General features: G+C 61.1%; 11 protein-coding genes. 10 read left to right on the top strand and 1 reads right to left on the bottom strand.

Going from position 1 to position 12,846, the window contains the following annotated elements; genetic code table 11:
- Positions 1 to 21 precede the first annotated feature (21 nt).
- From AB4N53_RS17055 to trpE, 7 genes are all read left to right on the top strand, one after another.
- A complete protein-coding gene (locus AB4N53_RS17055; RefSeq protein WP_460121837.1) occupies positions 22 to 1,065 on the top strand; it encodes an ABC transporter substrate-binding protein in 1,044 nt (347 codons plus the stop codon).
- 178 nt (positions 1,066 to 1,243) lie between these two features.
- Positions 1,244 to 2,491: an ABC transporter permease gene (locus AB4N53_RS17050; protein ID WP_460121835.1), complete on the top strand. Its 1,248-nt coding sequence runs from the start codon at positions 1,244 to 1,246 to the stop codon at positions 2,489 to 2,491.
- 12 nt (positions 2,492 to 2,503) lie between these two features.
- The gene (locus tag AB4N53_RS17045) at positions 2,504 to 3,328 is read left to right on the top strand and encodes an ABC transporter permease (RefSeq protein ID WP_008084123.1); all 825 of its coding nucleotides are present in this window, start codon (positions 2,504 to 2,506) and stop codon (positions 3,326 to 3,328) included.
- A 217-nt stretch (positions 3,329 to 3,545) separates the two neighbouring features.
- Positions 3,546 to 4,694 carry an iron-containing alcohol dehydrogenase gene (locus AB4N53_RS17040; protein ID WP_460121833.1) on the top strand — a complete coding sequence of 383 codons (1,149 nt, stop codon included), beginning with the start codon at positions 3,546 to 3,548 and terminating at the stop codon, positions 4,692 to 4,694.
- A 114-nt stretch (positions 4,695 to 4,808) separates the two neighbouring features.
- Positions 4,809 to 5,483 (top strand): ribulose-phosphate 3-epimerase, encoded by a 675-nt coding sequence (gene rpe, locus AB4N53_RS17035; protein ID WP_007918813.1) that lies wholly within the window; start codon positions 4,809 to 4,811, stop codon positions 5,481 to 5,483.
- Complete coding sequence (locus AB4N53_RS17030) at positions 5,480 to 6,298, top strand: phosphoglycolate phosphatase (protein WP_041476686.1); 819 nt, start codon at positions 5,480 to 5,482, stop codon at positions 6,296 to 6,298. The genes rpe and AB4N53_RS17030 overlap by 4 nt, the downstream gene beginning before the upstream one ends.
- A gap of 70 nt (positions 6,299 to 6,368) precedes the next feature.
- The gene (gene trpE, locus AB4N53_RS17025; protein WP_460121832.1) at positions 6,369 to 7,850 is read left to right on the top strand and encodes an anthranilate synthase component I; all 1,482 of its coding nucleotides are present in this window, start codon (positions 6,369 to 6,371) and stop codon (positions 7,848 to 7,850) included.
- 170 nt (positions 7,851 to 8,020) lie between these two features.
- On the opposite strand, the gene estP is transcribed toward trpE, so the two are convergent.
- Positions 8,021 to 9,928 carry an esterase EstP gene (gene estP, locus AB4N53_RS17020; protein WP_460121830.1) on the bottom strand — a complete coding sequence of 636 codons (1,908 nt, stop codon included), beginning with the start codon at positions 9,926 to 9,928 and terminating at the stop codon, positions 8,021 to 8,023.
- Positions 9,929 to 10,335: 407 nt separating this feature from the next.
- Here estP and AB4N53_RS17015 point away from each other — a divergent pair, with 407 nt between their 5' ends.
- From AB4N53_RS17015 to trpC, 3 genes are read left to right on the top strand one after another with little or no spacing between them, the layout of a single operon-like run.
- Positions 10,336 to 10,929: an aminodeoxychorismate/anthranilate synthase component II gene (locus tag AB4N53_RS17015; protein ID WP_039757738.1), complete on the top strand. Its 594-nt coding sequence runs from the start codon at positions 10,336 to 10,338 to the stop codon at positions 10,927 to 10,929.
- A gap of 9 nt (positions 10,930 to 10,938) precedes the next feature.
- A complete protein-coding gene (gene trpD / locus AB4N53_RS17010) occupies positions 10,939 to 11,988 on the top strand; it encodes an anthranilate phosphoribosyltransferase (protein WP_041476682.1) in 1,050 nt (349 codons plus the stop codon).
- Entirely contained in the window at positions 11,985 to 12,824 is an 840-nt protein-coding gene (trpC, locus tag AB4N53_RS17005) for an indole-3-glycerol phosphate synthase TrpC (protein WP_073476588.1), read from the top strand. The genes trpD and trpC overlap by 4 nt, the downstream gene beginning before the upstream one ends.
- Positions 12,825 to 12,846 lie beyond the last annotated feature (22 nt).

Raw genomic sequence — 12,846 nt, 5'->3', positions numbered from 1 at the left:
TGCACGTGGAGAGAACAATAAATGTTGAGATCCCTGAAGTTCACCGCCCTGACCCTGGGCCTGATGGGTGCGGCAAGCGCAATGGCCGCTGGCCCGGATTTGACCGTGGTGTCGTTTGGCGGGGCGAACAAGGCAGCGCAAGTCAAAGCCTTCTATGCACCGTGGGAAGCGGCGGGCAACGGCAAGATCGTTGCCGGCGAATACAACGGCGAAATGGCCAAGGTCAAAGCCATGGTCGACACCAAAAGCGTGTCGTGGGATCTGGTCGAAGTTGAATCGCCAGAGCTGTCCCGTGGTTGCGACGAAGACATGTTCGAGCAGCTTGATCCTGCGCTGTTCGGCAAGACCGAAGATTACGTCAAAGGCGCGATTCAGCCATGCGGCGTGGGCTTCTTCGTCTGGTCGACCGTGCTGGCTTACAACGCTGACAAGCTGAAAACCGCACCGACCAGTTGGGCGGATTTCTGGGACACGAAGAAATTCCCGGGCAAGCGCGGCCTGCGCAAAGGCGCCAAGTACACCCTCGAATTCGCGCTGATGGCCGATGGTGTGGCACCGAAAGATGTCTACAAAGAGCTGGCGAGCAAGGGCGGCCAGGATCGTGCGTTCAAGAAGCTCGATGAGCTCAAGCCAAGCATTCAGTGGTGGGAAGCCGGCGCCCAGCCGCCGCAGTACCTCGCTTCCGGTGACGTTGTCATGAGCTCGGCCTACAACGGTCGCATCGCTGCGGTGCAAAAAGAATCCAACCTGAAAGTGGTGTGGAACGGCGGCATCTACGACTTCGACGCCTGGGCCATCCCGAAAGGCCTGGACGCCAAGCGCGCGGAAGCGGCGAAGAAGTTCATCGCCTTCTCGGTGCAGCCGCAGCAGCAGAAGATCTACTCGGAAAACATCGCCTACGGCCCGGCCAATACCCAGGCTGTGCCGTTGCTGGCCAAGGATGTCCTGAAGGACATGCCGACCACCCCGGAAAACATCTCGAACCAGGTGCAGATCGACGTCAGCTTCTGGGCTGACAACGGCGAGCAACTGGAACAGCGCTTCAATTCCTGGGCCGCCAAATAGCCGAGGGCTCGCCCTTCTGTGGGAGCGAGCCTGCTCGCGAAAGCGGTAGATCAGCCAGCATGGATATTGAATGTGCTGGCCTCTTCGCGAGCAGGCTCGCTCCCACAGGTTGCTGTGTTTCAACGCAACAGAGGTGGTTCGCCACCTTTGTAACGATCAAAGATTTGCGGAGTACGTCATGGCCATCGCCGTTCCCCTGAACGAGGGCGCCAGCCCCACTTTGAAGCAGAAGCTCAAGCGCGCCGAGCGGGTCAACCGCTGGAAGGCGCAGGCGCTGATTGCGCCGCTGGTGCTGTTTCTGCTGCTGGTGTTTCTGGTGCCGATCGTGGCGCTGCTCTATAAAAGCGTCGGCAACCCGGAAGTGGTTGGCGGCATGCCGCGCACTGTCACTGCCATCGCCAGTTGGGACGGGCGTGGTCTGCCGGCCGAGCCGGTGTACAAGGCCGCCAGCGAAGACCTCGGCGAAGCCCGCAAAAACCAGACGCTGGGCGATCTGTCCAAGCGCTTGAACATGGAGTTGGCCGGCTACCGCAGCCTGCTGACCAAAACCGCCCGGGCGCTGCCGTTCGCCAGCGAACCGGCTTCTTATAAAGAAGCGCTGGAAGCGCTCGACGAACGCTGGGGCGACCCGGCCTACTGGCAAGCGGTCAAACGCAACACCAGCAGCATCACTCCGTATTACCTGCTGGCGGCGGTCGATCACCGCATCGATGACCTCGGCGAACTGGCTCCGGCAACCCCGGATCAGGCGATCTACCTCGATATCTTCGCCCGCACATTCTGGATGGGTCTGGTCATTACGGTGATCTGCCTGTTGCTGGCGTATCCGCTGGCGTACCTGCTAGCGAACCTGCCATCGCGGCAGAGCAACCTGTTGATGATCCTGGTGCTGCTGCCGTTCTGGACCTCGATTCTGGTGCGCGTCGCCGCGTGGATCGTGCTCCTGCAATCCGGCGGTCTGATCAACAGTGGCCTGATGGCCATGGGCATCATCGATAAACCTCTGGAACTGGTGTTCAACCGCACCGGTGTGTACATCTCGATGGTACACATCCTGCTGCCGTTCATGATTCTGCCGATCTACAGCGTGATGAAAGGCATCTCGCCGACTTACATGCGCGCGGCGATTTCCCTCGGCTGCCATCCGTTCGCCAGTTTCTGGCGGGTGTACTTCCCGCAGACCTACGCCGGCGTTGGTGCCGGCTGCCTGTTAGTGTTTATTCTCGCGATTGGCTACTACATCACCCCGGCGCTGCTCGGCAGCCCGAACGACCAAATGGTCAGCTACTTCGTCGCTTTCTACACCAATACCAGCATCAACTGGGGCATGGCCACCGCACTGGGCGGGCTGTTGCTGTTGGCGACCGTGGTGCTTTATCTGATCTACAGCTGGCTGGTCGGCGCCAGTCGCCTGCGCCTGAGCTAAGGGGAATTTGCGATGCTGAGTCCTTACATGTCGCCCATCGAACGGGTGTGGTTCTACAGCCTGCGGATCCTCTGCGGCCTGATTCTGTTGTTCCTGATCCTGCCGGTGCTGGTGATCATTCCGCTGTCGTTCAACTCGGGGAGTTTTCTGGTCTATCCGCTGCAGGGTTTCTCGCTGCAGTGGTATCACGACTTCTTCGCCTCGGCGGAATGGATGCGCGCGCTGAAGAACAGCATCATCGTTGCCCCGGCGGCGACGGTGCTGGCGATGATCTTCGGCACGCTGGCGGCGATCGGCCTGACCCGTGGCGACTTCCCCGGCAAAGCGCTGGTGATGGCGCTGGTGATTTCGCCGATGGTGGTGCCGGTGGTGATTATTGGTGTGGCGAGTTATCTGTTTTTTGCGCCGTTGGGGTTGGGCAACAGCTTCTTCTCGCTGATCGTGGTGCATGCGGTGCTGGGCGTGCCGTTTGTGATCATCACGGTGTCGGCGACGTTGCAGGGGTTTAATCACAATCTGGTGCGGGCGGCGGCGAGTCTCGGTGCATCGCCCTTGACCGCGTTCCGTCGGGTGACCTTGCCGCTGATTGCGCCGGGGGTGATTTCCGGGGCGCTGTTTGCCTTTGCGACGTCGTTTGATGAGGTGGTGGTGACGCTGTTTCTCGCAGGTCCCGAGCAGGCGACATTGCCTCGGCAGATGTTCAGCGGAATTCGCGAGAACCTCAGCCCGACGATTGCGGCTGCGGCGACGTTGCTGATTGCCTTCTCGGTGATTCTGCTGCTGACCCTGGAATGGCTGCGCGGGCGCAGCGAAAAACTGCGTACTGCGCAGGTCTGACTTCGAAAGCGGCTAAAAATGTGGGAGCGAGCCTGCTCGCGAAAGCGGTGTGTCAGCTGGCTATCAGTTGAAAGGGCTACCGTATTCGCGAGCAGGCTCGCTCCCACAGTTGATCGTGGTCTTCTGGATCTGGTCATTCATAGGGTGAATAGCAGACAACCCCAAATCCCCAGCTAATCTTGTGCCCAGCTCCCACATCTATAAGAGGCTGCGCACCATGAGTCTGTCCCAGTTCAAAATCGCTCACAAACTGATCACCGGCGCCGCAGCCATCGAACAACTGGCCGCCGAACTCACGCGTCTGGACATCGACAACCCGCTGATCGTCACCGACGCTGCGCTGGTCAAGTCCGGCACGGTCGAGCTGGCGCTGGTGCAACTCGGCGGGCGCGAGTACGAGATTTTCGACCGCGTGCTGCCCGACCCGGAAATCGCCATCGTCGAGGACTGCATGCGCGCCTATCGCGAAGGCGGGCATGACGGTTTGATCGGACTGGGGGGCGGCAGCGCCATCGACATTGCCAAGAGTGTCGCTGCCTACGCCGGTTACCACGGCGCGCTGGAAGATCTGTTCGGCGTCGATCAGGTGCCGCGCAAGGGCCCGCCGCTGATCGCCATCCCGACCACCGCCGGCACTGGCTCTGAAGTCACCAACGTGGCAATCCTCTCGGACAAGATCGCGCAGTTGAAGAAAGGCATCGTCAGCGACTATCTCCTACCGGATGTGGCGCTGGTCAGCCCGCAGATGACCCTGACCTGTCCGCGCAGCGTCACTGCTGCCAGTGGCGTCGATGCACTGGTGCACGCCATCGAATCCTACCTGTCGGTGAATGCCTCGCCGATCACCGACTCCCTCGCCATCGGCGCAATCAAGCTGATCGCCAGCGCTCTGCCCAAGGCCTACGCCAACGGCGCCAATCTGCAAGCGCGCGAAGACATGGCCACCGCCAGCCTGATGGCCGGCATGGCGTTCGGTAACGCCGGGGTGGGGGCGGTGCATGCGCTGGCGTATCCGCTGGGCGGGCGCTTCAACATTGCCCACGGTGTCAGCAACGCCTTGCTGCTGCCCTATGTGATGACCTGGAACAAAATGGCCTGCGTCGAACGCATGCAGGATATTGCCGAAGCCATGGGCGTGAAGACCGCGCATCTGAGCGCCAGCGAAGCTGCGGACAAAGCCGTGCAGGCCATGACCGACCTGTGCGCGGCGGTGGAAATCCCTGCCGGGCTGCGCAGTTTCGGCGTGCCGGAGGAAGCGATCCCGGCGATGGCCGTGGAGGCGGCCGGCATCGAGCGGCTGATGCGCAACAACCCGCGCAAACTCAGCGCCGGCGACATCGAGAAGATCTACCGCGCGGCTTACTGAGGCGCGGTCGCTGAGGGCTCATGGCACAACCCAATCATCGCGGTCCCGGTGCGCGCGTGGAAACTTGAGGTATACAATGCGCGCCATCGTGATTTAGCTCAGCACAGGTGCGTCATGCAGCCCTTCGTAATTGCTCCGTCGATCCTCTCCGCCGACTTCGCCCGCCTCGGCGAGGAAGTGGACAACGTTCTCGCCGCCGGCGCCGACTTTGTCCACTTCGATGTCATGGACAACCACTACGTACCGAACCTGACGATCGGCCCGATGGTCTGCGCGGCACTGCGCAAGTACGGCGTCACAGCGCCGATCGACGCGCACCTGATGGTCAGCCCGGTTGATCGCATCGTCGGCGACTTCATCGAAGCTGGCGCGACCTACATCACCTTCCACCCGGAAGCTACTTTGCACGTCGATCGCTCGCTGCAACTGATCCGCGAAGGCGGCTGCAAGTCCGGTCTGGTGTTCAACCCCGCGACTCCGCTGGACGTGCTCAAGTACGTGATCGACAAAGTCGACATGGTTCTGCTGATGAGCGTCAACCCGGGCTTCGGCGGGCAAAAGTTCATTCCCGGCACCCTCGACAAACTGCGTGAAGCGCGGGCGATCATCGATGCTTCGGGGCGCGACATCCGCCTGGAGATCGACGGCGGCGTCAACGTCAACAACATCCGCGAAATTGCCGCTGCTGGCGCTGATACCTTCGTCGCCGGCTCGGCCATTTTCAACGCGCCGAACTATCAGGAAGTCATCGACAAGATGCGTTCCGAACTGGCTCTGGCGCGCCCATGAGCGGTTTTGAGCAGCTGTTCCCGGGGCAACTGCCACGGTTGGTGATGTTCGATCTGGATGGCACGCTGATCGATTCGGTTCCCGACCTGGCAGCGGCGGTGGACACCATGCTGCTCTCCCTCGGTCGTCCGCCGGCAGGTATCGAAGCGGTGCGCGAATGGGTCGGTAATGGCGCGCCGGTACTGGTGCGTCGGGCCTTGGCCGGTGGCATCGATCACTCAGCAGTGGATGACGCTGAAGCCGAGCGCGCATTGGAGATTTTCATGGAGGCGTACGGCGCCAGCCATGAGCTGACCGTGGTCTATCCCGGTGTGCGCGACACGCTCAAGTGGCTGCACAAGCAAGGCGTGGCCATGGCGCTGATCACCAACAAGCCCGAGCGCTTCGTCGCGCCGCTGCTCGATCAGATGAAGATCGGCCGCTACTTCAAGTGGATCATCGGCGGCGATACTCTGCCGCAGAAGAAGCCTGACCCGGCGGCGCTGTTTTTCGTGATGAAAATGGCCAACATCCCGGCCTCGCAATCGTTGTTCGTCGGCGACTCGCGCAGCGATGTGCAGGCGGCGAAAGCGGCGGGGGTCAAGTGTGTGGCGCTCAGTTATGGCTACAACCATGGCCGGCCAATTGCCGAGGAATCGCCGGCACTGGTGATCGACGATTTGCGCAAACTAATTCCCGGTTGCCTGGATCTGGCCGGTGGGATAACGTTGCCCGACGCTGTTCAACCCCCTTCTGGAAACGCCATCGTGGTGGTCACCCGCAAACTCTGGATGAAAGTCATCAAGGCCCTGGCCCGTTGGCGTTGGCGCGCCTGACTGATTCTGGCCGGCCTTGCCGGCGCGTTCGCCTGACTGACTGATTGCACCTCACACCACGAGGCACCTTATGAATCGCGAAGAATTCCTGCGTCTGGCCGCTGACGGCTATAACCGCATCCCGTTGGCCTGCGAAACCCTGGCCGACTTCGACACGCCGCTGTCGATCTACCTGAAACTGGCCGACCAGCCCAACTCCTATCTGCTCGAATCGGTGCAGGGCGGCGAGAAATGGGGCCGTTACTCGATCATCGGCCTGCCGTGCCGCACCGTGCTGCGGGTGCACGACCATCACGTCAGTATCAGCGTTGATGGCGTCGAGACCGAAAGCCACGAGGTTGAAGATCCGCTGGCCTTCGTCGAAACCTTCAAGGCTCGCTACAACGTGCCGACCATCGCCGGCCTGCCGCGCTTCAACGGTGGGCTGGTCGGCTACTTCGGTTATGACTGTGTACGTTATGTAGAGAAACGTCTGGGCAAGTGCCCGAACCCGGATCCGCTGGGCGTGCCGGACATTCTGCTGATGGTCTCCGACGCCGTCGTGGTGTTCGACAATCTGGCCGGCAAGATGCACGCGATCGTCCTCGCCGACCCGGCGCAGGCCGATGCCTTCGAGCAAGGCCAGGCGCGGTTGCAGGAACTGCTCGAGCAACTGCGTCAGCCGATCACTCCGCGTCGTGGCCTGGACTTCAGCAAGCAGCAATCGGCCGATCCGGTGTTTCGTTCGAGTTTTACCCAGGACGATTACGAAAAAGCCGTCGACACCATCAAGGAATACATCCTCGCCGGCGACTGCATGCAGGTGGTGCCGTCGCAGCGCATGTCGATCGACTTCAAGGCTGCGCCGATCGATCTGTACCGTGCCCTGCGTTGCTTCAACCCGACGCCTTACATGTACTTCTTCAACTTTGGCGATTTCCACGTCGTCGGCAGTTCGCCGGAAGTGCTGGTGCGCGTCGAAGACAACCTGATCACCGTGCGCCCGATCGCCGGCACGCGCCCACGCGGCGCCACCGAAGAGGCCGATGTGGCGCTGGAGCAGGACCTGCTCTCGGATGACAAGGAGATCGCCGAGCACTTGATGCTGATCGATCTGGGCCGCAACGATACCGGGCGAGTCTCGGAAATCGGTTCGGTAAAGCTCACCGAGAAAATGGTCATCGAACGTTATTCCAACGTGATGCACATCGTCTCCAACGTCACCGGCCAGTTGAAGGCCGGGCTGACCGCGATGGACGCACTGCGGGCGATTCTGCCGGCCGGCACCTTGTCGGGCGCGCCGAAGATTCGCGCGATGGAAATCATCGACGAGCTGGAGCCGGTCAAGCGTGGCGTGTACGGCGGCGCGGTCGGATACTTTGCCTGGAACGGCAACATGGACACCGCCATTGCCATTCGCACGGCAGTGATCAAGAACGGCGAGCTGCACGTGCAGGCCGGCGGCGGCATCGTTGCCGACTCGGTGCCGGCGCTGGAATGGGAAGAAACCCTGAACAAACGCCGCGCGATGTTCCGCGCCGTGGCCCTGGCCGAGCAAACCCCGGACGCCTGAGCCCACACCCAACCCTTGTGGGAGCGGGCTTGCTCGCGAAAGCGGTGGATCAGTCGACTTTTACATCAACTGACCGAATGCATTCGCGAGCAAGCCCGCTCCCACATTTGCTTTGTGTACTGCCATAAAAAAGCGGCGCCTGCAGGGGCGCCGCTTTTTGCATCTACACCTCAGAAATCCAGCACGACCCCGACATTCAGTCCCTGCTGCTTGAAGTCATCGTCCTTGCGGAACGTATAACCGCCACGCAGCGCCAGATCCGCCGTCAGCTTGTGGCTGACACCGAGGCTCAAGCGGTTCAGGTGACTTGCCGGTGTGTAGCCTTCAAGGGTGAAGTCATTCGCCGGCAGGGTATTGAGTGCGATGTTGACCTTCTGCACGTCATCTTCGTACTCACGCTCGTGGGCGTATTCGCCGTACACCTGGGTTTGCGCGGTGAAGTTGTACTTGCCCTGAATGCCCAGGCCCAAACGTTTCGAATCGCGGCTCTGGTCATCGAAGGTCAGCGCGGTGGCGCGGTTGCTCTTCTCCGAGTAACCGTCGACATCGACACTGGCGTAATCGGCGCTGACAAACGGCGACAGGTGCCATTGGCTGCCCGGTTGCGCAATGTCATAGCCGAGACGCGTGCTGAACGCCCAGAGGCTGCCGTCGGTATCGCCTTTCTCCGCACCCTCGCTGGCGCCGAGATCGAACTTGCGCTTGAGGTTGTCGTAGTCGAGTTTGCCGCCGGTCAGCGCAGCATCGGCCCACCAGCGGTTCTGCTGGAACTGGGCGAACGCGGTGGCCATGTAGCTGTTGAGTTTGTAATCGGAGTCATTGTGCCCGGCCTCGAGATTCTGCCGGTACAAACCGGCCGCCACGCCCAGGCGCCAGGCTTCGTTCAGGCGATAGCTGCCGCCGACGTTGAGGTTGTAACCGCTGCCATCGGCACTGGCGCCGCTGCTCTGGCTGTCGACATCCAGACGCTGTCCGCCGGCCGAGACAATCGCACGCCATTGGCCGACCGCTTGCCAGTTCTCCCAATCCGCCTGCCACTGATTACGCAATTCATCCTGATGCGCGCGCACCGTGCCATGGGCCATTTCCGGCAGCAGGCTCAGTTCCCATGGCGCTGCCAGCAACGAATAGGCGTAATCGGCAATCAGTTTCTGCCCGGATTCGGTCGGGTGTACGCCATCGTTGTAGATCAGCTTGGTCGGATCCGGCGTGGCGCTGTTGATCCCGTAGCGGGGGTTTTCCGGGCAGTTATTGCCACTGAAGCAGGTCGCGGTGAGGTTCTGGTCGGTGGCCAGGCCAAAGCGCCCAGGGTCGGCGAAGACTTCCGAGAGCAGCACCGGAATGTTCAGCGGAATGACTTCAGCGTTAATGCCTTGCAGGCGCGTCACCAACTGACTGTTGAACTGGTTGGCGAGGGTGCTGCTGAATGCTTGCAGCGGCGTGCCGTTAAGGGCCGGGGTCAGGCCCACGTCAGGCAGCAGCCAGACCATCACGTATTTGGCACCGGCGGTCTGCAACGTCTGCACGCTGTCGGCCAGCCGATCGGCTGCGGCGTTGGCCTGGGGCAGGCTGAGAATACGGCCCTGGAGGAAGTCGTTGCCGCCACCGGAAATGTAGTACAGCGCATTCGGGTCGGCGCGGAAGCCGTTCGATGGCAGGTAGCCGGCGCGGGTGCGTTCGCCGGTGGCCGATTGGGTGGTGATCGAGTCGAGAATCTGGTCGGTGCGATAACCACCGACCGCCCAGTTGTTGCCGTCGGGCTGGCCGTTTTCGGCTCGCACTGCGGAGCTTGAAGAAGCTGTCTGGTCAGGCGAATAGCCCAGGCGGGCGCCGAGCAACTGCGTGGAATTCAATGAATAAACTTCGCCGCTGCCATCCTGATACACCGGCCCTGTGCGGTTGGTGTAGCGCTCGGTGGAACCCGCCGGGCCGCCCGTGTCGGCGAAGGTGCCGGCATCGTTGAGGCTGTCGCCGAACACAATGAAACTGGAATAAGGATTGGGCGCCGCATTGGCCTGGGCGCAGGCGAGTGCGAGCACGCAACTGGCCAGCGGTACAAACAACGTCTGTCTGATCATGAGCAAGTCCGTTTATTTATTGTTGTAGGTGAACGAAACGACAGTACCAAAAACGTTCGGCATTTTGCCATCGGTCGCGAATCCTTCTGCCGTTTTCCAGCCCGCAGGCCCCGCCATATTGCACGCTCCGCCCAGCTAAGTTACTGTGCCGGAACGTATGAACGAGACCTTCCCCGTGTTGATCACCAGCAAACTTCTGGATCAAGTCATCAAGGCACACGCCCGCTGGCGTTGGCGCGCCTGAATCTTTTCTGCCGGCTCCGCCGGATCTGTATCGCTTTGCCTTCCTTGTCCGTTTGAAATGCCGCTGTGCTGGCGCCCTGTGCGCGTCCGACATCGCGCAGCGCTCTGCGGGCAAGTCATCTGAAGGCTGTCATCAAGTCAGAATTCAAGAGGTTCGAAACGCCATGTTGCTGATGATCGACAACTACGACTCCTTTACCTACAACGTTGTGCAATACCTCGGCGAGCTGGGTGCCGAAGTCAAAGTGGTGCGCAACGACGAACTGACCATCGCCGAAATCGAAGCGCTGAATCCCGAGCGCATCGTGGTTTCCCCGGGGCCGTGCACGCCTACCGAGGCTGGCATTTCCATCGACGCGATCAAGCACTTCGCCGGCAAACTGCCGATCCTCGGCGTCTGCCTCGGCCACCAGTCCATCGGCCAGGCCTTCGGCGGTGATGTGGTGCGTGCCCGCCAAGTCATGCACGGTAAGACTAGCCCGGTATTCCACGAGGACAAGGGCGTGTTTGCCGGCCTCAATCATCCGCTCACCGTCACCCGTTACCACTCGCTGATCGTCAAGCACGACAGCCTGCCCGATTGCCTCGAGCTGACCGCATGGACCCAGCACGATGACGGCTCGGTCGACGAGATCATGGGCCTGCGTCACAAGACCCTGAACATCGAGGGTGTACAGTTCCACCCCGAGTCGATCCTCACCGAACAGGGTCATGAACTGTTTGCCAATTTCCTCAAACAAACCGGCGGCACGCGCTAAGGACTTCCCATGAATATCAAGACAGCCCTCAGCCGTATCGTCGAACACCTCGACCTCAGCACCGATGAAATGCGCGATGTGATGCGCGAGATCATGACCGGGCAATGCACCGAAGCGCAGATCGGCGCGTTCATGATGGCCATGCGCATGAAGAGCGAGAGCATCGACGAGATCGTCGGCGCCGTATCGGTGATGCGCGAGCTGGCCGATCAGGTCGAGCTGAAAACCCTCGACGGTGTCGTCGATGTGGTCGGCACCGGCGGCGATGGTGCGAATATCTTCAACGTCTCGACTGCGTCCTCCTTTGTTGTTGCAGCCGCTGGTTGCACCGTGGCCAAGCACGGCAACCGCGCGGTGTCCGGCAAAAGTGGCAGCGCCGATCTGCTGGAAGCTGCCGGCATCTACCTGAACCTGACGCCGGTCCAAGTCGCGCGTTGCATCGACAACGTCGGCATCGGTTTCATGTTCGCCCAGACTCACCACAAAGCGATGAAGTATGCCGCCGGCCCGCGCCGCGAACTCGGCCTGCGCACGCTGTTCAACATGCTCGGCCCGCTTACGAATCCGGCCGGTGTGAAACATCAGGTAGTCGGCGTATTCACCCAGGCGCTGTGCCGGCCATTGGCCGAAGTCTTGCAGCGGCTGGGCAGCAAACATGTGCTGGTGGTGCATTCGAAGGACGGTCTTGACGAGTTCAGCCTCGCCGCGCCGACCTTTGTCGCCGAGCTGAAAAACAACGAAATCACTGAGTATTGGGTCGAGCCGGAAGATCTCGGCATGAAGAGCCAGAGCCTGCACGGCCTGTCGGTTGAAGGCCCGGAAGCGTCGCTGGCGCTGATTCGCGATGCCCTCGGCAAGCGCAAAACCGAAAACGGCCAGAAAGCTGCCGAGATGATTGTGCTCAATGCCGGTGCGGCGCTTTACGCCGCCGACCTGGCAAGCAGTCTGAAACAAGGTGTGGAGCTGGCGCACGACGCGCTGCACACCGGCCTCGCTCGGGAAAAACTCGAGGAGCTGGGTGCCTTTACCGCGGTATTCAAAGTGGAGAATGAAGGATGAGTGTACCGACGGTTCTGGAAAACATTCTGGCGCGCAAGGTTGAGGAAGTCGCCGAGCGCAGCGCCCGGGTCAGCCTGAGCGAGCTGGAAAGTCTGGCCAAGGCGGCCGATGCACCCCGTGGTTTTGCCCAGGCTTTGCTGGCGCAAGCAAAGAAAAAACAACCGGCGGTGATTGCCGAAATCAAAAAGGCTTCGCCGAGCAAAGGCGTAATCCGCGAAGACTTCGTGCCGGCTGACATCGCCAAGAGCTACGAGAAGGGCGGGGCCACGTGTCTGTCGGTGCTGACCGACATCGATTACTTCCAGGGCGCCGATGCCTACCTGCAACAGGCGCGCGCCGCCTGCAAGTTACCGGTGATCCGCAAGGACTTCATGATCGATCCCTACCAAATCGTCGAAGCCCGCGCGCTGGGCGCCGATTGCGTGCTGTTGATCGTCTCCGCACTGGACGACGTGAAGATGGCCGAGCTGGCCGCCGTGGCCAAAGGCGTCGGTCTCGACGTGTTGGTGGAAGTGCACGACGGTGACGAACTGGAGCGCGCGCTCAAGACCCTCGACACACCGCTGGTCGGGGTCAACAATCGCAACCTGCACACCTTTGATGTCAGCCTGGAAACCACCCTCGATCTGCTGCCGCGTATCCCGCGCGATCGCCTGGTGATCACCGAGAGCGGCATTCTCAATCGTGCCGACGTCGAACTGATGGAAATCAGCGACGTGTATTCGTTCCTGGTCGGCGAAGCGTTCATGCGCGCGGAAAATCCGGGGATTGAATTGCAGCGCCTGTTCTTTCCGGAGCGTGGTGGTCCAGTAGTAAGCGGTTCGACCCTCGACTGACCGAGTCGACCTCATTCGCGAG

The organism is Pseudomonas sp. H3_E04 (assembly GCF_054668915.1).
Note: the sequence above shows the minus strand (reverse complement) of the source record. Positions and strands in the feature narration are given on the sequence as shown.

Bases quoted from the DNA above. Each gene is read 5' to 3' on its own strand.
- AB4N53_RS17015 (WP_039757738.1), top strand. From the start codon at position 10,336: ATGTTGCTGATGATCGACAACTACGACTCCTTTACCTACAACGTTGTG.
- estP (WP_460121830.1), bottom strand. From the start codon at position 9,928: ATGATCAGACAGACGTTGTTTGTACCGCTGGCCAGTTGCGTGCTCGCA.
- AB4N53_RS17050 (WP_460121835.1), top strand. From the start codon at position 1,244: ATGGCCATCGCCGTTCCCCTGAACGAGGGCGCCAGCCCCACTTTGAAG.
- AB4N53_RS17040 (WP_460121833.1), top strand. From the start codon at position 3,546: ATGAGTCTGTCCCAGTTCAAAATCGCTCACAAACTGATCACCGGCGCC.
- trpC (WP_073476588.1), top strand. From the start codon at position 11,985: ATGAGTGTACCGACGGTTCTGGAAAACATTCTGGCGCGCAAGGTTGAG.
- trpD (WP_041476682.1), top strand. From the start codon at position 10,939: ATGAATATCAAGACAGCCCTCAGCCGTATCGTCGAACACCTCGACCTC.
- AB4N53_RS17030 (WP_041476686.1), top strand. From the start codon at position 5,480: ATGAGCGGTTTTGAGCAGCTGTTCCCGGGGCAACTGCCACGGTTGGTG.
- AB4N53_RS17055 (WP_460121837.1), top strand. From the start codon at position 22: ATGTTGAGATCCCTGAAGTTCACCGCCCTGACCCTGGGCCTGATGGGT.
- rpe (WP_007918813.1), top strand. From the start codon at position 4,809: ATGCAGCCCTTCGTAATTGCTCCGTCGATCCTCTCCGCCGACTTCGCC.
- AB4N53_RS17045 (WP_008084123.1), top strand. From the start codon at position 2,504: ATGCTGAGTCCTTACATGTCGCCCATCGAACGGGTGTGGTTCTACAGC.
- trpE (WP_460121832.1), top strand. From the start codon at position 6,369: ATGAATCGCGAAGAATTCCTGCGTCTGGCCGCTGACGGCTATAACCGC.